Origin of the sequence: uncultured Jatrophihabitans sp. (assembly GCF_964246335.1) — a bacterium.
Taxonomy (GTDB): domain Bacteria; phylum Actinomycetota; class Actinomycetes; order Mycobacteriales; family Jatrophihabitantaceae; genus Jatrophihabitans.
The window spans coordinates 1,339-19,911 of sequence record NZ_CAXTQF010000003.1; the positions used below are offsets into that span (position 1 = coordinate 1,339).

Here is an 18,573-nt window from a genome sequence, read left to right on the forward strand (position 1 = left end):
ACCTCGTGCCGATCATGTGCCTGATCAACGGCACGACGATCCGCCGCGTGCCCGTCGATACGGTCACCTACTGGCACGTAGAACTCGACGTCCACGACATCCTGCTCGCCGAAGGACTGCCGGCCGAGAGCTACATCGACCTCGGCTCGCACGTGGTCGTCCACGCCGGCCTGCGCCACGGCACACAGCACCTGGCCGGTGGACGGGTCGAGCACGTCGAAGGTGCCTTCCCCGCCATCGACCCACTTGCCGCCGATGAACTGCTGGGTGGGTACGCCGTCTGGGATCATCGCGCCCTCTTCTCTCCGCGCGCCGTCGGCTGCGCTCGTCTGCTCATCGTCGTTCCTACTCCGTCACCGGCCGGCGCGGCGCGGCGGATCGGCTTGCCAAGTCGGTGTACATGTGTGCACTATCGCCGCAGACGGACGGAGGAATCGTGCGAGCAGACGAGATGCGCGATACCGGCACGCTCACCGGTACGGCCCTGGCCGAGTTCACCGAGCTCGTGCGCGACGTGCACAAGGCCACCGCGCACCGGCTGTTCGACGCGGCCGAGCGCCTTACGGGGCGTGGCGCGGCGCCGGTCCGGCTGCTGCACGACGGCATCGCCGCGGTGGCGTACGGGTCGACGAAACTCGGCGTCACGTACCTGCCGCCGGTGATCGGGTTCGTGGCGAGCTCGTTCGCCGACCCGGCGGCGCCGTCGGCGCACGACAGCCGGCGCGGGCGTGCCGTGCTCGGCGCGGTCGGCGGCTGGGCGGGCGACCGGATCGCCGAGGAGGAGTCGGCGCTCGCGCCGGTGATGCGCGCGCGACTGCACGGGGGGCAGTTGCGGCGCATGCCGGCCAACCTCGCCGACGACGCGCGAGCGTCGGGCACCGCGACGGGCCGACTGGCGGTCTTCGCGCACGGTTTGTGCGAGACCGATCTGTGCTGGTCGTTCGCCGCGGAGAAGCGGTGGGGCGACCGCTACGCGACCTACGGTTCGATGCTGCGCGATGACGACGGCTGGACGCCGGTGTACCTGAATTTCAACACCGGCCTGCACATCTCGCAGAACGGCCGCGAGCTGGCCGAGCAGCTCGACGAGCTGGTCCGGCTGTGGCCGGTGGAGGTCACCGAGATCGCACTCATCGGGCACTCGCTGGGTGGCCTGGTCGCGCGGAGCGCGGCGCACCAGGCCGAGGCGCTCGACCTGCAGTGGGTGCAACCGTTGCGGCACATCGTCGGCCTGGGCACACCGCACATGGGCGCTCCGCTGGAACGCGCCGTCAACTGGGGCACGCATCGGCTGGCCCGGCTGCCCGAGACGCGGCCGTTCGCCACCTTCCTCAACCGGCGCAGCGTCGGGATCAAGGATCTGCGCTACGGCGCCGTGCTCGAGGACGACTGGCTGGGCTTCGACGTCGACGAGCTGCTCAACGACCGCATCACCCCCGCCACGATGTTGCCCGGGGTCGCCTACTCGGTTGCGTCCGCGACTCTCTCGCGCGAGCCCGAGGGCATCTTCGCCATGGACCTGCTGGTGCAGCATTCGAGCGCGCACGGCATCGGCAAGGTGCGCACGATCCCGTTCGAGCAGGACCGCACCTATCACCTCGGCGGTCGTAAGCATCACTTCGACCTGCTCGCCGACCGCTCGGTGTACGACCACCTGCGTTCCTGGCTGGCCGGTGCCGACGGCTCGGGCAGCGCTGCCGGCGAGCCGAAGCGGCGGCGCCGCGCGATGCGCCAACGTCACAACGACTCCGCCAACCGCGACGCCGGCTGAGCTCCCGCCACGAGGTCGCGAGCTCACCTCGCGACCGCAGTCCCACCTCCCGGTGATCAACAGCAGGTTTTGGTCGCCTGGGCGACCAGAAATTGCTGTTGATCACTGATGGGGGGCGCGAGCGGTTGCCGGTGAGGGGGCGCGAGTGGTTGCCGGTGAGGGGCGCGAGCGCTTCCGGTGAGGGGCGCGAGTGGTTACCGGTGTGGGTGCTGCGGTAATGCGGTATGACTGCCACGGCAATCAATCGCAGCGCGCGAAGGAGCGAACCACGTGAGCCGTAACCCGTACGAGGACCTGCCGGACGTCGCCGTCTTCGAGCTGACGAGCAACGACGTGTCCGACGGCACGACGCTCGCCGCGCCGCAGGTCTCCGGGGTGATGGGCGCGGGCGGTGCGGACCGGTCGCCGCACCTGTCGTGGACCGGCGCACCCGACGGCACCCGCAGCTACGCGGTAACGGTGTACGACCCGGACGCACCGACGGCCAGCGGCTTCTGGCACTGGGCCGCGTTCAACATTCCGGCCACCACCACCGAACTGCCCGCCGGCGCGGGCGGTGCCGACGGCAACGGACTGCCCGACGGTGCCGTCCAGCTGAAGAACGACGGCGGCATGGTCGGCTACGTCGGCGCCGCGCCGCCGCCCGGGCACGGCACGCACCACTACTGGGTCGTCGTGCACGCGGTGGACGTGGATCGCCTCGACATTCCGGCCGAGGGCACGCCCGCGTTCCTCGGCTTCAACCTGTTCAGCCACACGCTCGCCCGCGCGACCATCGTCGCCGAGTACGAGATCGACGGGTGACGCGCGCATGAGCCAGCAGGTCAAGGGCGTCATAGCGCGCAGCAAGGGCGCGCCGGTCGAGGTCGTCACGGTGAACGTGCCCGATCCCGGGCCGGGCGAAGCGCTCGTCAAGATCCGGACGTGCGGGGTCTGCCACACGGACCTGCACTACCGCGAGGGCGGCATCAACGACGACTTCCCGTTCCTGCTCGGCCACGAGGCCGCCGGAACGGTCGAGGCGGTCGGCAACGACGTCACCGACGTCGCGCCCGGCGATTTCGTGGTGCTGAACTGGCGTGCCGTGTGCGGGCACTGCCGGGCGTGCAAGCGCGGCGAGCCGCAGTACTGCTTCGACACGCACAACGCCACGCAGAAGATGACGCTCGACGACGGCACCGAGCTCTCCCCCGCGCTGGGCATCGGCGCCTTCGCGGAAAAGACGTTGGTCGCCGCCGGCCAGTGCACCAAGGTCGACCCGGATGCCGATCCCGCCGCCGCGGGCCTGCTCGGCTGCGGCGTGATGGCCGGTCTGGGCGCGGCGGTGAACACCGGCGCGGTCAAGCGGGGGCACAGCGTCGCCGTCATCGGCTGCGGTGGCGTCGGTTCGGCCGCGATCGCAGGTGCGCGCCTGGTCGGCGCGAACACCATCATCGGCATCGACTTCGACGACATGAAGCTCGAGCACGCCACGGAGTTCGGCGCGACCCACACGATCAACTCGAAAGATCTCGATCACGACGGCGTGGTCGCCGCGGTGCAGGAGCTCACCGGCGGCTTCGGCGCCGACGTCGTGATCGACGCGGTGGGCATCCCCGCGACGTACAAGCAGGCGTTCTACGCGCGCGACCTCGCGGGCACCGTCGTGCTCGTCGGCGTGCCCAACCCGGAGATGACGCTCGAACTGCCGCTGATCGACTTCTTCGCCCGCGGCGGCGCGTTGAAGTCGTCCTGGTACGGCGACTGCCTGCCCTCGCGCGACTTCCCGATGCTGGTCGACCTGTTCCGGCAGGGCCGGCTGCCGCTGGACAGATTCGTCAGCGAGCGCGTCGGCCTCGACGACGTCGATGCCGCGTTCGACAAGATGAGCGAGGGCGGCATCCTGCGCTCCGTGGTCGAGATCTCGTGACGACCCGGGTCGAGCACGCCGTCACCTCCGGGACGTTCAGCCTGGACGGCGGCACGTGGGACGTCGACAACAACGTGTGGGTGGTTGGTGACGACACCGAGTGCGTGGTGATCGACGCGCCGCACGACGCGGGGCCGATCGCGGGGTTGATCGGCGACAGGCGATTGCTCGCCGTGCTGTGCACCCACGCGCACGACGATCACGTCACCGTTGCGCGCGAACTCGCCGAACGCTACGACGCGCCGGTGCGGCTGCACCCGAACGACGACGTGCTGTGGCGGATGACCTACCCGGACGTTGAATACCAGCCGCTGGCCGACGGCGACACCGTCGCCGTCGGCGATGTCGAGCTGCAGGTGCTGCACACTCCGGGGCACGCACCCGGCGCGGTCTGCTACTACGCGCCGGACCTCGGTGCCGTCTTCACCGGTGACACGCTGTTCCAGGGCGGCCCCGGCGCGACCGGCCGCTCGTACTCGGACTACGACACCATCACGGCGACCATCCGCGACCGGCTGTTCACGCTGCCCGACGAGACAGTGGTGCACACCGGGCATGGCGACGACACGAGCATCGCCGACGAGCGCGCGGGCGCGAGCTCGTGGCAGCGGCCCGACTAGCTCGCCGTTTCGGCCGCGGGGTTCCCGGCGCGCAGCAGCAGCACCAGGGCCAATGCGCTCAGCGCCGCGACCAGCGCGGCGAACGTGACACCGGCCGACACCAGCCCGACGCCGCTGGCCAGCGCCCCCTCACCGATCACCGGCAGGGAGATGCCGACGTAGAGCGCGGTGAAGAAGGTCGACGTCACCTCGCCGCGGTGATCGGGCTGCGTCGCCGACGTCACCGAACCGAGACCGGCACGAAAACTGAGTCCCTGCCCGAGGCCGGCGATCACGGCGCCGGCGATCAGCAGTGCGAGGGAGGCCGTCGGTAGGCTCGCGCCGATCACCACCATGCCGAGGACGAGGCCCACGCAGCCCAGCTGCAGCGACCGCGCCAGCCCCAGGCGGGTCGACAGCGTCTGACCGGCGATCGACGAGCCGAGCAGCGCGACGACGACGAGGCCCACCAGCGCGTGGTTCGGCTTCTTGACGACCTGGCCGAGGAATGCCGGGGACACCGCAGTGAACAGACCGAGGACGGCGAAGCCGGCGAACCCCGCGATCGCGGCCTGGTGAACACCCCACGGATGTCCGGCGGCACGTGCAGGCGGCGCGGACGCAGCCGCAGCGTCGTCGCACGCTGCACCGGCTCACGCACGGCGAGCAGGCAGGCAAGGCCCAGTGCGATCAGGAGCAGGTCGATGACGAAGCACAACCGCAACGGCGACGGCCCGTACTGCGCGAGCACGCCGGCCAGCACCGGGCCCGCGCCCAGGCCGGCCATGTTGATCGCCGCGGCGAGCAGCCCGGCACGGTCGCGGCCGGACTCCGGCGCGACGTCGACGATGCTGGCCGTCGCCGTGCCGGTGAAGATCCCCGCCGACAACCCGGACAGCAGACGGCCTGCCAGCAGCCAGGCCACGTCGCTGCCGATCAGGAAGGCGCCGGCCGACAGGGCCGACAGCACCAGCCCGCCGATGAGCAGCGGCTTGCGCCCCAGCTGATCGGACCAGTGGCCGAACAACAACAGGCCTGCGGTTACGCCGACCGCGTACACCGCGAAGATCACCGTGCTGACCAGCTCGCCGAAGCCGAAGCGGGCGGCGTACAGCGGGTAGAGCGGCGTCGGCAGCGTCGTGCCGAGCATGGCCACGGCGAACGTGGCGGCGAGAGCGCCCGCGGCCGGCCAGCCGGTGATCCGCAGGCTCACTCCCCGTCTGCGGACTTGCCTGCCGGGACGGCGTTCGTCAGCTCTTTGACCTCGTCCAGCTCGAGGTCGACGTGGGCCGCCGCGAGGTTGTCCTCCAGGTGCGCGACGGTCGACGTGCCCGGGATCGGCAGGATGATCTGCGCCCGGCGCAGCAGCCAGGCCAGCGCGATCTGCGCCGGTGACGCGTCGTGCTTCTTCGCGATCTCGTCGACCGGCCCGCCGTCCTTCGCGAGCTCACCGGAGGCGATCGGGAACCACGGGATGAAGCCGATGCCCTCGCGGACGCAGTAGTCGACGACGTCCTCGGACTTGCGTTCGGTGAGGTTGTACAGGTTCTGCACTGTGGCGATGTCGACGATCTTGCGTGCTTCGTCGATCTGCTCGGGCTGCACCTCGGACAAACCGATTGCGGCGATCTTGCCCTCGTCGCGCAGATCCTTCAACGCGCCGATCTGGTCCTCGAGCGGCACCTTCTCGTCGATGCGGTGCAGCTGGAACAGGCCGAGGCGCTCCACGCCGAGTCGGCGCAGGCTCATCTCCGCCTCCTGCCGCAGGTACTCCGGCCGACCGACCGGTAACCACACGTTGGGCCCGGTGCGCACCAGGCCCGCCTTCGTGGCGACGAGCACGTCGTCGGGGTACGGGTGCAACGCCTCGCGGATGATCTCCTCACTGACGTATGGGCCGTAGGAGTCCGCGGTGTCGATCAGCTGGACGCCGAGCTCGACGGCGCGCCGTACGACCGCGACGCACTGCTCGCGATCCGCCGGCTCGCCCCAGATCCCCTCACCGGTGAGCTGCATGGCCCCGAAGCCCAACCGGTTGACCGTCATGTCGCCGATCTGGAAGGTGCCGGACGCGCTTGCGTTGACCTCGTTCTTCGCCATGCGTGCGGTCTACCCAGATCACTTGTCCGATCCCCGGCCGCCCGGCACGGCTGCGTCCCCTGTTGGATCGCACCATGACCGCGACGACGTTCGACACGATCACCGCGCTCGAGCCCGTCGGCGCGAGTGCCTTCGTCGCCGACGTCCACCCGGAATGGACGATCGGCGGCAAGCCGAACGGCGGCTACCTGCTGTCGCTGCTCGGCCGCGCGGCCGCGCAGGTCGGCACCCACGGGCACGTCATCGCGGCGAGCGCGCACTACCTGCATGCGCCCGAGCCCGGCCCGGCCGCCATCGAGGTGCGCACGCTGCGCAACGGCCGCACCGCGAGCCAATACGGGGTGCACCTGCGGCAGAACGACCGGCCGTGCGTGGAGGCGCTGGTGACCACCGGCCGGCTCGCCACGGGCACCGAGCCCTACTGGTCGGCCGGCGTGCCGAACCGTGCGCGCACAGACTTCGCATCCGCTGTCCGGTTGCCGGGTACCAACCCGTCCGGCGTGCGCGTCGCGATCATGGATCAGGTCGACCTGCGCCTCGACCGCGACTCACTCGGTTTCGCCAGCGGCCGGCCGGCGGGGCGTGGCGAGCTGCGCGGGTGGCTGGCACTGCCCGGCGGCGCGGCCTTCGACCCGACCTCGCTGCTCTATGCCGTGGACGCGTTCCCGCCCGCGACGTTCGACATCGAGCTGACCGGGTGGGTGCCGACGCTGGAACTCACGGTCTATGTGCGCGCGCTGCCAGCGCCGGGCCCGGTGCAGGTGTTGCAGCGCGCCCACCTGATCGACGACCAGCGTGTCGACGAGCAGTGCTGGGTGTGGGACGCGACCGGTCGGGTCGTGGCGCACGGTACGCAGTTGGCCGGCATCCGGCTCGGTTGAGCCCGCATTTCCTGCCGGGTTCACAGCCGCCGTACCTGCGTAACCGCCTTTTCCGAGGGAACAATGACCCTCGTGAACCTGCCGTCGCCGCGCAACCGCGTCGTGGCCGGCCGCGAGTGGCTCGCCCGCAGCCTGTACGGCAGCGGGTACCGGCGCATCCGCGAGCTGGACCTCGACACGCACGCACTGGCGCTGTGCGCGCAGCAGGTGTTGTGCACAGCCCCGCTGGTGGTCGCGATGTCCGCGGTGCTCCAACGCGCCACCGGCCACGGCGTCAGCATCGTGATAGCCCGGTTCTTCGGGCTGAACGGCGCTTCGCAGGCCGACGTCGAGCGGCTGTTCGGCCGCAGCGCGCCGTCGATCAGCACGCTGGCGCTGGTGTTCGCGATGGTCACCGCCGTGGCGTTCAGCACGAGCGTCGGGGCGGTGCAGCAGCGAGCCTTCGAACTCATCTGGACGCTACCGCGGGTGATCGGCGTGCGGTCCTACGTCCGGCAGCTGGTCTGGGCGGTCGGGCTGGCCGTGTTCACCGGCGCTGTGCTGCTGGCCGGCCGGTTGGGCCGCTTCGTCAACGAGCAGGTCGTCGATACCGGGCCGGCGACCGGCGTGCTCCTGCAGGCCGTCGTGATCTTCGGCTTCTACTGGTGGTCGCAGTACTGGCTACTGGGTGGCCGTGTCGAATGGCGCGCACTGCGCCTCGGCGCGGTGGCCGTGGCCATCGGCACGACGACCCTCGTTCGGGTGTCGCGCTGGATCATGCCGGGACAGATCTCCTGGCAGGTACACGCCTACGGCCTGATCGGCGCCGTGTTCGTGTTGTCAGTCTGGTTGATGGTGCTCAGCGCGGTGATCTTCGGCGGCGTGCTGTTCGGCGCCCTGGTGGTGCAGCGGCGCACCGTGGACGAGAAGCGCCGCGCCCCCGAGCACGTCGCGAGCCCACTGACGAGTTCGGGTCTCGACTCAGCCGCGGCAGCGGTTGCGCCAGCTCCCGTCGAGCCGTTGCCGGCCGGCGCCCCACCGGGCGAGCCGATCCCGGTGGAGAACGACGATCCGCGTCCCGGCGCGGATCAGCTGTTGCGCTCGATGTAGTCGTCCGCGTCCTTGTCCGACGTGTCGACGCCCTTACCTGCCGGGTGCTGGGCATAGAACGCCGACCACTTCAGCGCAAGCTCGTGGCGCAGCTGCAGCGTCGCGCTCTTGATGAAGTCGGGTAGCGCCTCGCGCTCCTCCTCGTCGAGATGTTCGCCGTTCTCGGTGCGGGCGCGACCGACCGCCTCGAACCAGTCGTCCGAGCCGACCTCGTGCTCGCCGGCCTCCCGGACGGCGTCACGGATCGCGTTGTGGTCGTCGATCGCGTCCTCGGTCTCGTCCTTCGGGTCACCGGAGTCACCCTTTTGCAGCAGCGCCGGGTAGAAGACCGTTTCCTCGGCCTGCGCATGCGTGTCCAGCCGGATGGCGAGCGGCTCCCAGACGGCCGCCAGTTCCTCGGTGCTCTTGGCGTCGTCGAGCAGGAAGAACTGTCGGCGCAGCCAGTCGTGGTCGGCGTAGATCGAATCGATGATGTCGGCCATGTGCGAAGTGTCCCCTCGGCGGCGTGGTTGTCGTCGAGAGGCAACTACCCGCCGCGCCGGGGCGGCAATCCGCGGGGTCAGGCGTTGATGCGGTTCAGCGCGTGCCCGAGATGCGTCGCCAGCCCCCGGGCGTGCGCGATGTCATGCGTCGTCCACCGCCGGTGTCGGCGCGAGATGAGCTCGAGCACGCCGACGGGTCGCTCGCCGATGCTCACCGGCATCATCAGCAGGCTCGCGGAGCCCGAGTCACGCAGCAGGGCGACCTCGGCGGCGTCCGCGCCCGAATCGTTGACGTGCACCTCGACGGACTGCCCGGTGCGCAGCACGTTGGCCGTGCACGGGAAGTCGCGCAGCTCGTAGCCGTCGGTATTGATGGCCTCGCCGATCGTCGTGACCTCGCGCAGGACATCGTCCTGGCCGAGCACCGAGACCGAGATGACATCGACGCCCAGCTCGGCCGCGGCCTCGGCCGCTGCGCCGTGCAAATCGGTCAGCCCGGTGGCGTTGTACATGGCGGACGTGATCGCATGCATGCCTCGGGTCGTCGCCGTACGGGTGTCGGTCGCGTAGAAACGGGTGTCGACGCGGCGCTGCAGGAGGCGGCCGCGCGCCCGGTGGCAGGCAGTGACGACCATGGGGCGGATGGGCGTGAAATCGCGCCCGGGCCGGCCGACCGCCCAGCCCTGCCCGTAGTCGACGTCGAACTCGGCCAGCGCGGCGAGATCGGCCAGGGACTCGACGCCCTCGCCGATGACGAACGCGCCCATCCGGTGCGAGAACGTCACGAGAGCTTCCAGCACGGCGCACTGCGCGTCGCTGTCGCGCACGCCGGCGACGACGGTGCGGTCCAGCTTGACGTAGTCCGGGCGCATCATCGCGAGGCGGAGCAGTCCGGCGTACCCGGTGCCGACGTCGTCGACGGCGATCGCCGCGCCGCGCAGGCGCAGCTGGGCGAGTTCGTCCTGCAGCGCCGCGGGGCGGTGCGCGCGGTGCTCGGTGACCTCGACGATCACGTCGTCCAGGTCCGGCGGCCAGCGGCGCGCCACGATCGGGTGATGGACGACGTCGGGGCTCACGTTCACGGCGAGCTTGACACCTGCGGGCAGTTCGTCGCGGCGGTCGAGCGCGGCACGCAGGCACGCGGCCTCGAGCGTGTACCCGTAGCCCGCCGCGTGCGCCTCGGCGATGACCTCGTCGGCGCGCAGTCCCGGTGCGTGATGGAAGCGGGCCAGTGCCTCGGCCGCGAGCACGGATCCGGTCGCGACATCGACAATCGGCTGGAGGTGCATCTCCAATCCGTCGAGGATCGTGGCGACATCGACGCGCGACGACGCTGTGACCTTCGGCGACCTCAGATTCATGCTTGCTTCACACCTCCGACCAAACACTAACCTCACGATCGGGGCACTCGTCAAGTCGAGATCCCTATTTCTCCGCGGCAATGGGTCACACCCGGCACGTCAAGTACGGGTTGAGACTCGGCGAAACGGGCATTCACGACGCGCAGCGGCCTCCGTACGACTACGCCGCGAACACGCAGCAGGGCCCGGACCATACGGTCCGGGCCCTGCTGGTGCATTGACGCCGACGTGCGGCGGCATGCTCAGTTCTCAAGCGAACGCTGCTCCTTCTCGAGCGCGTCGGCCTTCTCCTCGTGCGCCTTGGCCTCGGTGCGCTCGCGCGATTCGCGGGTCTGCTCGTCGCCCTTGGTCTGCTGTGCGTCACCTTCGGCCTGCAACGCGTCGTCGTCCGTGACGTCGCCGACCTTCTGCTTGACCGCGCCCTTGATCGACTCTCCGATACCCATCAGCTGTTCACCGCTTCCTTGGTGTTCTGTGCACTGCGCTGCGCCTGGCCGGCGGCCGACGCCTTCGCCTCGTGCGAATCGGCCTTCAACTGCGCCTGCACGGCCTTGATCCGCTCGGTGCCCTTGTCCTGCTGCACCTGGCCGGCCTTCTTCAGGCGGTCCTGGTTGGTGGCGGTGCCGACGATCTCCTTGCCCAGCCCGACGATCTTGTCGACGAGACCGAGCGCGTTCGTCGGGTCTATCCGAGGGATCTGCACGGTGGCTCCTCACCTTTGTTGCGGCGCCGCGGGGCACCGTCGCTGCGGTGCGCGGCTCGTAGTTCGTTCGAGGAGGGAATACCCACCGGTAACCGCTGATTCGGGCGGATGTGAGCCGACCCACGACGCCGATGACGAAGGCGCCCCGGACAGTTGTCCGGGGCGCCTCGCTGGGTAGCCCCAACGGGATTCGAACCCGTGCTACCGCCTTGAGAGGGCGGCGTCCTGGGCCACTAGACGATGGGGCCCCAGTGTGTGCAGCGTGGCTGCGGGTGCAGCGTGACTGCGTGCCGTGCGACTGCGCTGGGGTACCAGGACTCGAACCTAGACTAACTGAACCAGAATCAGTTGGGCTGCCAATTACCCCATACCCCAAGGGTCGGCCCGTACCGTCTCGGCGGGCCGTCGACAGACTTTACCGGACCGCGTTCGGCGCGGCCAAACGTACCCGGCACCGCCGTCGGGACGCCTGCGCCGAGCGCGAGGCGGTCACAGGAACCGCGAGATGATCTCCTTCATGATCTCGTTCGTACCACCGTAAATCTTCTGGATCCGCGCGTCGGTGTACATCCGCGAGATCGGGTACTCGGCCATGTAGCCGTACCCGCCGAAGAACTGCAGGCACTCGTCGGCGACGTCGCATTGCATCTGCGTGGTCCACCACTTGGCCATCGACGCGGTGGGGATGTCGAGTTCACCGCGGATGTGCTTGGCGATGCAGTCGTCGATGAACACCCGCGCGATCTTCGCCGTGGTCGCCACCTCGGCCAGTTTGAACCGGGTGTTCTGGAAGTTGAAGATCGACTTGCCGAACGCCTGGCGCTCCTTGGTGTATTCGAGCGTGCGCGCCAGGGTGACCTCGACGGCAGCCACTGCGCCCACGGCGATGATCAGCCGCTCCTGCGGCAGCTGCTGCATGAGCTGGGCGAAGCCCTGCCCCTCGTCAGTGCCGAGCACGTTGGTCGCGGGCACCCGCACGCCGTCGAAGAACAGCTCCGCGGTGTCCTGGCCGTGCTGGCCGATCTTCTTCAGCACCCGTCCGCGGCTGAAGCCGTCGAGCTCGTCGGTCTCCACGACGACGAGCGAGATTCCCTTGGCGGTGTTGTCCGGGTCCGTCTTCGCCACGGTGACGATCAGGTTGGCGTGGAAGCCGTTGGAGATGAACGTCTTGCTGCCGTCGATGACGTACTCGTCACCGGTCCTGATCGCCTTCGTCTTGATGCTCTGCAGATCCGAGCCGGTGCCGGGCTCGGTCATCGCGACGGCGCCGACGTATTCACCGGACGCGAGCTTCGGCAGCCATCGCTGCTTCTGCTCCTCGGTGCCGTAGGCGTTGATGTAGTGGGCGACGATCGTGCTGTGGACGGAGGTGCCGAGGCTGGGCGCCAGCGCGCGGGTCTGCTCCTCGATCAACGCGGCCTCGAGGGCGAAGGTGCCACCACCGCCGCCGTACTCGGTGGGGATCGACGGGCACAGCAGCCCGAGTTCGCCGGCCTTCGTCCAGACCTCGCGGTCGATGTGCTGCTGGTCTCCCCAGCGCTGCTCGTTGGGCGCGCACTCCTTGGCGAGAAACGTGTGCGCGAGCTCGCGGAACGCCTCGACGTCGTCGTCGCTCCAGGTCGCTCGGGCCGGCCGGGTCGGTGTCGCGGTCATTGTCACCTCTGTCGTCGGTGACCGTGACAGTAGCACTGTCACGGTTGTGCGACCGGGGTGCCGAGCACGCGGACGGACTCAGGCTGAGCGCGCGGTGCGGTCCACGTCCGAGCGGGCAGCGCGCAGGAACGGCCCGACCTCGCCCAGCAACGCAGACGGCTGGTCGACCTGCGGGCAGTGGCCGCAGCCGGGCAGCACGACGGCGCCGCCCGGCCTGCCGATCCGGCGCAGAACCCGCGCCGGCGTGAGCAGGTCGCGGGCGCCGAACACCAGCAACACCGGCACCGGGGACTGCGCGACGTGCCGCGCAAGGTCGGCGCCGGGCAGTTCACGTACCAGCCGGCGACCGATCGGCACGATGGCGGCCACGCTGCCGCGCACCGCGTAGGGCAGGCCGAAACCCTGGCGCACGGACGGATCGAGGGCGGCGGGACGGGCGGCCGCGATGCGCCCGTAGGCCCAGCTGATGCCGAACTGCGCAGCCGCGTCGGGCACCGCGCGCAGCGCCGTCCGCAGGCCGAGTTCGGCCGGCCGGCTCATGGCGACGCGCCACAACCGCGGGACGCCGCGTAGGCCAGGCATGTCGATCAGCACCAACGCGTCGACGCGGTCGGGGTGTCTGGTCGCGAACGTCATCGCGGTGGCCGCGCCCATCGAGTTGCCGATGAGCGCCACCGGCTCGCGAACGCCTTCGGCGTCGAGCACCGCTGCGACGACCTCGGCGTACCCGGCCAGCAGCGGGCGCGGTGCCGGACGGGCGCTGCGCCCGAAGCCGGGCAGGTCGATCGCGATGACCCGGTGCTCGGCGGCCAGGGCCGGCACGACGCGGTTCCAGGTGGTCAGGTTGTCGCAGAATCCGTGCAGCAGCACCAGCGTGCCGCCCGGCGCGTCAGCCTCGCCGGTGACGACGTAGTGCACACCGTCGAGCGTCGCGGCGTGTTCCGGCCGGGGCGCGTCGTCGATCGGCCGCAGGGCTCGCATGACGCGCGTGTTACCCGCGTCACACTCAGAGCTAACTCGGCGGCGGTGGCAGCTTCTGCCCGACGGCGCCGCGCACCCGCTGCAGCGACAGGTCCCGGCCGAGCAGCTCCATGGACTCGAACAGCGGCGGCGACACGGTCCGGCCGGTCACCGCGACCCGTACGGGTCCGAACGCGTTGCGTGGCTTGACGCCGAGACCGTCGACCAGCGCGGACTTCAGCGCCTCCTCGACGGCAGGTCCCGTCCATTCGGTCAGGCCCTCGAGTGCCGGGACCGCGGCGCCGAGTATCTCCTGCCCGGCCGCACCCAGCTGCTTGGCCGCAGCCGCTTCCTCGATGCGGAACTCATCGTCGGGCACGAGCAGGAACGCGATCATCTCGAGCGCCTCGCCCAGCGTGTGCACCCGTTCCTGCACGAGGGGCGCGGCCGCCATGACGACGTCGGGCGCGCCGGTCAGGCCGCGGTCGAGGGCGAAGGCGGCGAGTCGGTCGGCGAAGTCCGCGGGTGCCAGCTGCCGGATGTGCGTGCCGTCGATCGCGTCCAGCTTCTTGGGGTCGAAGCGGGCCGGGTTGGCGTTCACGTCGGCGATGTCGAAGGCGTCGATCATCTCGCGCATGGAGAAGACGTCGTGATCGTCGGCGATCGACCAGCCCAGCAGGGCCAGATAGTTCAGCAACGCCTCGGGCAGGTAGCCCTGTTCGCGGTAGATGTTGAGCGACGCCTGCGGATCGCGCTTCGACAGCTTCTTGTTGCCCTCGCCCATCACGTACGGCAGGTGACCGAACTGCGGCACGTCCTGCGCGGCGCCGACGTCGATCAACGCGCGGTACAGCGCGATCTGCCGCGGTGTCGAGGACAGCAGGTCCTCGCCGCGCAGGACGTGCGTGATGCGCATCAGCGCGTCGTCGACCGGGTTGACCAGCGTGTACAGCGGATCGCCGTTGGCGCGCACGACGACGAAGTCCGGCACGTGCTCGGCGGCGAAGCTCACCTCGCCGCGGACGAGATCGCGCCAGTTGATGTCGGTGTCCGGCATGCGTAACCGCAACACCGGGCGGCGTCCGTCGGCCAGGTATGCGGCGCGCCGGTCGGCGGTCAGCTCGCGGTCGTAGTTGTCGTAGCCGAGCTTCGGATCGCGGCCGGCGGCACGGTGGCGTGCCTCGGTCTCCTCCGGCGTCGTGAACGACTCGTAGAGATGCCCTGCGGCGAGCAGCCGGCCGGCGACGTCGCGGTAGACGTCGCGGCGCTCGCTCTGCCGGTACGGCCCGTAGGGGCCGCCGATCTCCGGGCCTTCGTCCCAGTCCAGGCCGAGCCAGCGCAGCGCGTCGAGCAGCTGGTGGTAGGACTCCACCGAGTCGCGGGCGGCGTCGGTGTCCTCGATGCGGAAGACGAAGGTCCCGCCGACGTGCCGCGCCCAGGCCCAGTTGAACAGCGCGGTACGGACCAGGCCGACGTGTGGGTTGCCCGTCGGCGACGGGCAGAACCGGACCCGGACCTGTCCCGGAGTGCTCATCCGGCGCTCACCGAGTTGGTCAGCGTGCCGATGCCCTCGATCTCGACCGCGACGGTGTTTCCGGCGGCGAGCGGCCCGACACCGGCCGGCGTGCCGGTGAGCAACACGTCGCCCGGCAGCAGGGTCATGATCTGCGAGACGAACGAGATCTGCGCGGCGACGTCGTGGATCATCTGGCTGGTGCGGCCGTTCTGCTTGACGTCGCCGTCGACCCGGGTGACGACGCGCAGGTCCCTCGGATCGAGCACGGTCTCGACCCACGGGCCGAGCGGGCAGAACGAGTCGTATCCCTTGGCGCGGGTGAACTGGACGTCGGCGCGCTGTTGGTCGCGCGCCGTGACGTCGTTGGCGGCGGTGTAGCCGAACACGTGCCGCAACGCGTCCTCGGCGCGCACGTTGCGCGCCGGCGCACCGATCACCACCGCGAGCTCGCCCTCGTAGTCGACCTGCTCCGACGACGGTGGCAGCCGGATCGCGTCGCCGGTACCGATCACCGACGTCGACGGCTTGAGGAAGATCAGCGGCGTCGTCGGGGCTTCGCCACCCATCTCCTTGGCGTGGTCGGCATAGTTCTTACCGATCGCCACGACCTTGCTCGGCAGGAACGGCGACAGCAGCCGCACGTCGGGCAACGCCCACCGATCACCGGTGAACACCAGCGAGCCGAACGGGTGACCGTCGATCGCGGCAACGGTCAACGAGTCGGCGCCGGCATCGGCGGCACCTTCCACCGTCCCCCAGGCGACTGCCGACTCGCGGTTCGGGGATCCGGGATGGACGAAACGGGCGATGCGCACGTCCGCGACGTTACCGGGGCCGCCTCCTGCGGTGGCCGCGCCGCCGGGCGTGACTCCACGTCGGTCATAATCGGTGGCGTGAGCTCGCTGTCCGCCGTTCCGCTGCACAAGCGACGCCAGTTCGCCGCCACGCTCGGCCTGTTCGCGGTGTTGCTGATCGCGGTCGGCGCGGTGGCCGCCACGGGCGCCCACACCGCGGCGATGACGGCGTTCGTCGTCGTGGCCCTCGTGGCCGGCGCTGTCGTGGCCGTGTTGTCGTGGGGCGTCGCGCTGTCGATCCGCAACGACCGCGAGGCGGCGCACCTCGACGCGGCCATCGCGGACGCGGTTGCCGAGCACAGCGTGCCGGGCGGCGCCGCGGCAGGTGCGCTCGCCTGTGGGTGCGGGCACGAGCACGACCCGGAGGAGCTGCACGTGCAGGGCGATCCGTGCGCGCACGACGGCCACGGCGACCTGTGCAGCCGCACCTGCGACACCTGCGTGCTCGGCCGGCTGCGGTCGACGGCCACTGCCGAGACGGTGCCCGCGCGGCCCCGTCCACGACCGACGCGCTAGCCGCTGCCGCCCCGTCGAGCGGCGACCGTGCACCTGCTGCGCGACGACACGCCGCACATCACCTGCAGGCGGTGCACAGTCGGCGGCGTTCAGCTCTGCGCGAGCTCGGCCAGCCGGTCCAAGGAGGCGCGCAACGTGTCCGGGGTGGTTGCCCGAGCGCGCCGCAGCCGTGCCCGATCGGTCAGGCTCGTCCAGTCGTAGGTGTGCGTGACCCGCGTCCGGTGGGCATCCAGCGGCTCGAGTTCCCAACGCCACAGGTGGCCCGGTGGTTCGGCGCCCGGCTCGGACGGCCGCCAGGCGATCAACCTGCCCTCCGCGAACTCGACGACATGATTGACCCGTAGGGCGCCGTCGTGCGTGAGCACGGTTTCGAAGACGTCACCAACGCCGTGGACCCGCTGCCCGGGACGCGCCGACGCGAGATTGTCGTTGCCGTCCCACAGCGGCTGGCGCGCCGGGTCGGCGATGAGCTCGAACACGGTCGACGCGTCGGACGCGATCTCGCGGGTCGCCGTGGCGACGCGCGGCGGCTCGTCGGTCACGACGTCGGCAGGTCGGGTGTCGCAGTCTTCAGCAGGCCGAAACGCACCGCGTCGTGCAGCGCCAGCCAGGACGCCTCGATCACGTTGGCGTGCACCCCGACGGTGCTCCACTCACGTTCGTGATCACTGGTCTCGATGAGCACGCGGGTGACCGCGTCGGTGCCGGCACGGCCGGCCATGATGCGCACCTTGTAGTCGGTGAGCTCCATCTTCGCGAGCTGCGGGTACGCGTGCTCCAGCGCCTTGCGCAAAGCGCGGTCCAGCGCGTTGACCGGGCCGTTGCCCTCCTCGGTCGAGATGACCCGCCGGCCGCCGGCGCGCAGCTTGACCGTCGCCTCGCTCACCAGCGCGTCGTCCTCGCGGCGGTCGATGATGACGCGGTAGGACTCGACGTCGAACGGCGCGCTCGCCTGCACGCCGTCGAGCGTGTCCCGCAACAACAGTTCGAACGAGGCGTCCGCGGCCTCGTAGGACCAGCCGGCCGCCTCGCGTTCCTTGACGTGTTCGACGACGCTGCCGACGACGTCGGGCCGGCCGGTGACGTCGACGCCGAGCTCGGCGGACTTCAGCTCGACCGACGCGCGGCCGGCCATCTCGGTGACGAGGATGCGCTGGTCGTTGCCCACGATCTGCGGGTCCAGATGGTTGTACAGCTCGGGGTCGACCTTGATCGCGCTGGCGTGCAGGCCGGCCTTGTGCGCGAACGCAGCGGCGCCGACGTAGGGCGCGTGCGTGTCCGGCGCGAGGTTGGCGATCTCCGCGATGGCGTGCGCGACGCGCACCATCTCGGTGAGGCAGCCATCGGGCAGCACGTCGCGACCCATCTTGGTGACCAGGCCGCCGAGCACGCTGAAGATGTTCGCGTTGCCGGCGCGTTCGCCGTAGCCGTTCGCGGTGCCCTGGACGTGCGTCGCGCCGGCATCCACCGCAGCAAGCGTGTTGGCGACTGCGCAGCCGGTGTCGTCCTGGGTGTGAATCCCCAGCCTGATGCCGGAACGCTGCACGACATCGGACACCACGTCGTGCACGGCCATCGGCAGCATGCCGCCGTTGGTGTCGCACAGCACGCCGACGTCGGCGCCGGCGGCGGCCGCCGCGTCGAGGACGCGGATGCCGTAGTCGTGGTCGTAGCGGTAACCGTCGAAGAAGTGCTCGCAGTCGACGAACACCCGCCTGCCGTGCTCACGCAGGAAAGCGACGGTCTCGTGCACCATCGCGAGGTTCTCCTCGGGCGTCGTGCGGAGCGCGCGCTCGACGTGGCGCAGATCCGACTTCGCGACCAGCGTGACGACCGACGCCTGCGCGTCGAGCAACGCGCGGACCTGCGGGTCGTCTGCCACCCGGACACCGGCCTTCCGGGTGGCGCCGAACGCGACGAGGGTGGCGTGCCGCATCGTCAGCTCACCGGCCGCCGCCCGCGCGAAGAACTCGGTGTCCTTCGGCAACGCGCCCGGCCAGCCGCCCTCGACGAACCCGACGCCGACCTGGTCGAGCAACCGCGCAACGGCGAGCTTGTCGGCGACGGAGTAGCTGATGCCCTCGCGCTGCGCACCGTCGCGCAGCGTGGTGTCGAAGACGTGGAAGTCGTCTGTCTGCATCGTGATCGGGTCCCTTGCGGCGCTGACCAAACAAAAAAC

At 70.3% G+C, this 18,573-nt stretch carries 18 protein-coding genes, 2 tRNA genes and 3 pseudogenes (1 of these 23 only partly in view); 8 read left to right on the forward strand and 15 right to left on the reverse strand.

The window, feature by feature from the left end; all coding sequences use genetic code 11:
- Positions 1 to 3, reverse strand: a pseudogene (locus ACFFCN_RS01445) (NAD-dependent succinate-semialdehyde dehydrogenase) (its annotated part extends 1,338 nt beyond the left edge of the window); the annotation flags it as partial.
- On the opposite strand from ACFFCN_RS01445, the pseudogene ACFFCN_RS01450 reads away from it, so the two are divergent.
- The 5 genes and pseudogenes from ACFFCN_RS01450 to ACFFCN_RS01470 form a co-directional block, all read left to right on the forward strand.
- Positions 1 to 155, forward strand: a pseudogene (locus ACFFCN_RS01450) (Hint domain-containing protein); the annotation flags it as partial. The pseudogenes ACFFCN_RS01445 and ACFFCN_RS01450 sit on opposite strands and share 3 nt — an antisense overlap.
- A 281-nt stretch (positions 156 to 436) precedes the next feature.
- Positions 437 to 1,771, forward strand: a complete 1,335-nt coding sequence (locus ACFFCN_RS01455) for an esterase/lipase family protein (protein ID WP_375489007.1) — start codon at positions 437 to 439, stop codon at positions 1,769 to 1,771.
- Between the two features lie 270 nt (positions 1,772 to 2,041).
- Complete coding sequence (locus tag ACFFCN_RS01460; RefSeq protein ID WP_375489009.1) at positions 2,042 to 2,575, forward strand: YbhB/YbcL family Raf kinase inhibitor-like protein; 534 nt, start codon at positions 2,042 to 2,044, stop codon at positions 2,573 to 2,575.
- A 7-nt stretch (positions 2,576 to 2,582) separates the two neighbouring features.
- Positions 2,583 to 3,680 (forward strand): S-(hydroxymethyl)mycothiol dehydrogenase, encoded by a 1,098-nt coding sequence (locus ACFFCN_RS01465; RefSeq protein ID WP_375489011.1) that lies wholly within the window; start codon positions 2,583 to 2,585, stop codon positions 3,678 to 3,680.
- Positions 3,677 to 4,300, forward strand: a complete 624-nt coding sequence (locus ACFFCN_RS01470; protein ID WP_375489013.1) for an MBL fold metallo-hydrolase — start codon at positions 3,677 to 3,679, stop codon at positions 4,298 to 4,300. The genes ACFFCN_RS01465 and ACFFCN_RS01470 overlap by 4 nt, the downstream gene beginning before the upstream one ends.
- On the opposite strand, the pseudogene ACFFCN_RS01475 reads toward ACFFCN_RS01470, so the two are convergent.
- Both ACFFCN_RS01475 and ACFFCN_RS01480 read right to left on the reverse strand, forming a co-directional pair.
- Positions 4,297 to 5,429 (reverse strand): annotated as a pseudogene (locus ACFFCN_RS01475) (MFS transporter). The gene ACFFCN_RS01470 and the pseudogene ACFFCN_RS01475 sit on opposite strands and share 4 nt — an antisense overlap.
- 59 nt (positions 5,430 to 5,488) lie before the next feature.
- Complete coding sequence (locus ACFFCN_RS01480; protein WP_375489015.1) at positions 5,489 to 6,379, reverse strand: aldo/keto reductase; 891 nt, start codon at positions 6,377 to 6,379, stop codon at positions 5,489 to 5,491.
- A 74-nt stretch (positions 6,380 to 6,453) separates the two neighbouring features.
- On the opposite strand from ACFFCN_RS01480, the gene ACFFCN_RS01485 reads away from it, so the two are divergent.
- Positions 6,454 to 7,260: a thioesterase family protein gene (locus ACFFCN_RS01485; RefSeq protein ID WP_375489017.1), complete on the forward strand. Its 807-nt coding sequence runs from the start codon at positions 6,454 to 6,456 to the stop codon at positions 7,258 to 7,260.
- Positions 7,261 to 7,332: 72 nt separating this feature from the next.
- The gene (locus ACFFCN_RS01490) at positions 7,333 to 8,349 is read left to right on the forward strand and encodes a hypothetical protein (protein WP_375489019.1); all 1,017 of its coding nucleotides are present in this window, start codon (positions 7,333 to 7,335) and stop codon (positions 8,347 to 8,349) included.
- On the opposite strand, the gene ACFFCN_RS01495 is transcribed toward ACFFCN_RS01490, so the two are convergent.
- The 10 genes from ACFFCN_RS01495 to ACFFCN_RS01540 all read right to left on the reverse strand — a co-directional run bounded on the left by ACFFCN_RS01495 (position 8,328) and on the right by ACFFCN_RS01540 (position 15,839).
- Complete coding sequence (locus ACFFCN_RS01495; RefSeq protein WP_375489021.1) at positions 8,328 to 8,831, reverse strand: hemerythrin domain-containing protein; 504 nt, start codon at positions 8,829 to 8,831, stop codon at positions 8,328 to 8,330. The genes ACFFCN_RS01490 and ACFFCN_RS01495 overlap by 22 nt on opposite strands.
- Before the next feature lie 77 nt (positions 8,832 to 8,908).
- The gene (locus ACFFCN_RS01500) at positions 8,909 to 10,192 is read right to left on the reverse strand and encodes an EAL domain-containing protein (protein ID WP_375489023.1); all 1,284 of its coding nucleotides are present in this window, start codon (positions 10,190 to 10,192) and stop codon (positions 8,909 to 8,911) included.
- Between the two features lie 242 nt (positions 10,193 to 10,434).
- A complete protein-coding gene (locus ACFFCN_RS01505; protein WP_375489025.1) occupies positions 10,435 to 10,638 on the reverse strand; it encodes a CsbD family protein in 204 nt (67 codons plus the stop codon).
- Positions 10,638 to 10,895 (reverse strand): hypothetical protein, encoded by a 258-nt coding sequence (locus ACFFCN_RS01510; RefSeq protein WP_375489027.1) that lies wholly within the window; start codon positions 10,893 to 10,895, stop codon positions 10,638 to 10,640. Before ACFFCN_RS01510 ends, ACFFCN_RS01505 begins: the two co-directional genes overlap by 1 nt.
- A gap of 175 nt (positions 10,896 to 11,070) precedes the next feature.
- Positions 11,071 to 11,143 (reverse strand) — tRNA-Glu (locus ACFFCN_RS01515).
- Positions 11,144 to 11,198: 55 nt separating this feature from the next.
- Positions 11,199 to 11,270, reverse strand: a tRNA-Gln gene (locus tag ACFFCN_RS01520).
- A gap of 114 nt (positions 11,271 to 11,384) precedes the next feature.
- Positions 11,385 to 12,548 carry an acyl-CoA dehydrogenase family protein gene (locus tag ACFFCN_RS01525; RefSeq protein WP_375489029.1) on the reverse strand — a complete coding sequence of 388 codons (1,164 nt, stop codon included), beginning with the start codon at positions 12,546 to 12,548 and terminating at the stop codon, positions 11,385 to 11,387.
- A gap of 78 nt (positions 12,549 to 12,626) precedes the next feature.
- Positions 12,627 to 13,529: an alpha/beta fold hydrolase gene (locus ACFFCN_RS01530; protein WP_375489031.1), complete on the reverse strand. Its 903-nt coding sequence runs from the start codon at positions 13,527 to 13,529 to the stop codon at positions 12,627 to 12,629.
- Positions 13,530 to 13,560: 31 nt separating this feature from the next.
- A complete protein-coding gene (gene gltX, locus ACFFCN_RS01535) occupies positions 13,561 to 15,042 on the reverse strand; it encodes a glutamate--tRNA ligase (RefSeq protein ID WP_375489033.1) in 1,482 nt (493 codons plus the stop codon).
- A complete protein-coding gene (locus tag ACFFCN_RS01540; protein ID WP_375489035.1) occupies positions 15,039 to 15,839 on the reverse strand; it encodes a fumarylacetoacetate hydrolase family protein in 801 nt (266 codons plus the stop codon). The genes gltX and ACFFCN_RS01540 overlap by 4 nt, the downstream gene beginning before the upstream one ends.
- 78 nt (positions 15,840 to 15,917) lie before the next feature.
- On the opposite strand from ACFFCN_RS01540, the gene ACFFCN_RS01545 reads away from it, so the two are divergent.
- Complete coding sequence (locus tag ACFFCN_RS01545) at positions 15,918 to 16,394, forward strand: hypothetical protein (RefSeq protein WP_375489037.1); 477 nt, start codon at positions 15,918 to 15,920, stop codon at positions 16,392 to 16,394.
- Positions 16,395 to 16,483: 89 nt separating this feature from the next.
- Here ACFFCN_RS01545 and ACFFCN_RS01550 read toward each other — a convergent pair whose 3' ends face one another.
- Positions 16,484 to 16,936 (reverse strand): SRPBCC family protein, encoded by a 453-nt coding sequence (locus tag ACFFCN_RS01550; RefSeq protein ID WP_375489039.1) that lies wholly within the window; start codon positions 16,934 to 16,936, stop codon positions 16,484 to 16,486.
- Positions 16,933 to 18,534 carry a citramalate synthase gene (gene cimA, locus ACFFCN_RS01555; RefSeq protein WP_375489041.1) on the reverse strand — a complete coding sequence of 534 codons (1,602 nt, stop codon included), beginning with the start codon at positions 18,532 to 18,534 and terminating at the stop codon, positions 16,933 to 16,935. Before cimA ends, ACFFCN_RS01550 begins: the two co-directional genes overlap by 4 nt.
- Positions 18,535 to 18,573 lie beyond the last annotated feature (39 nt).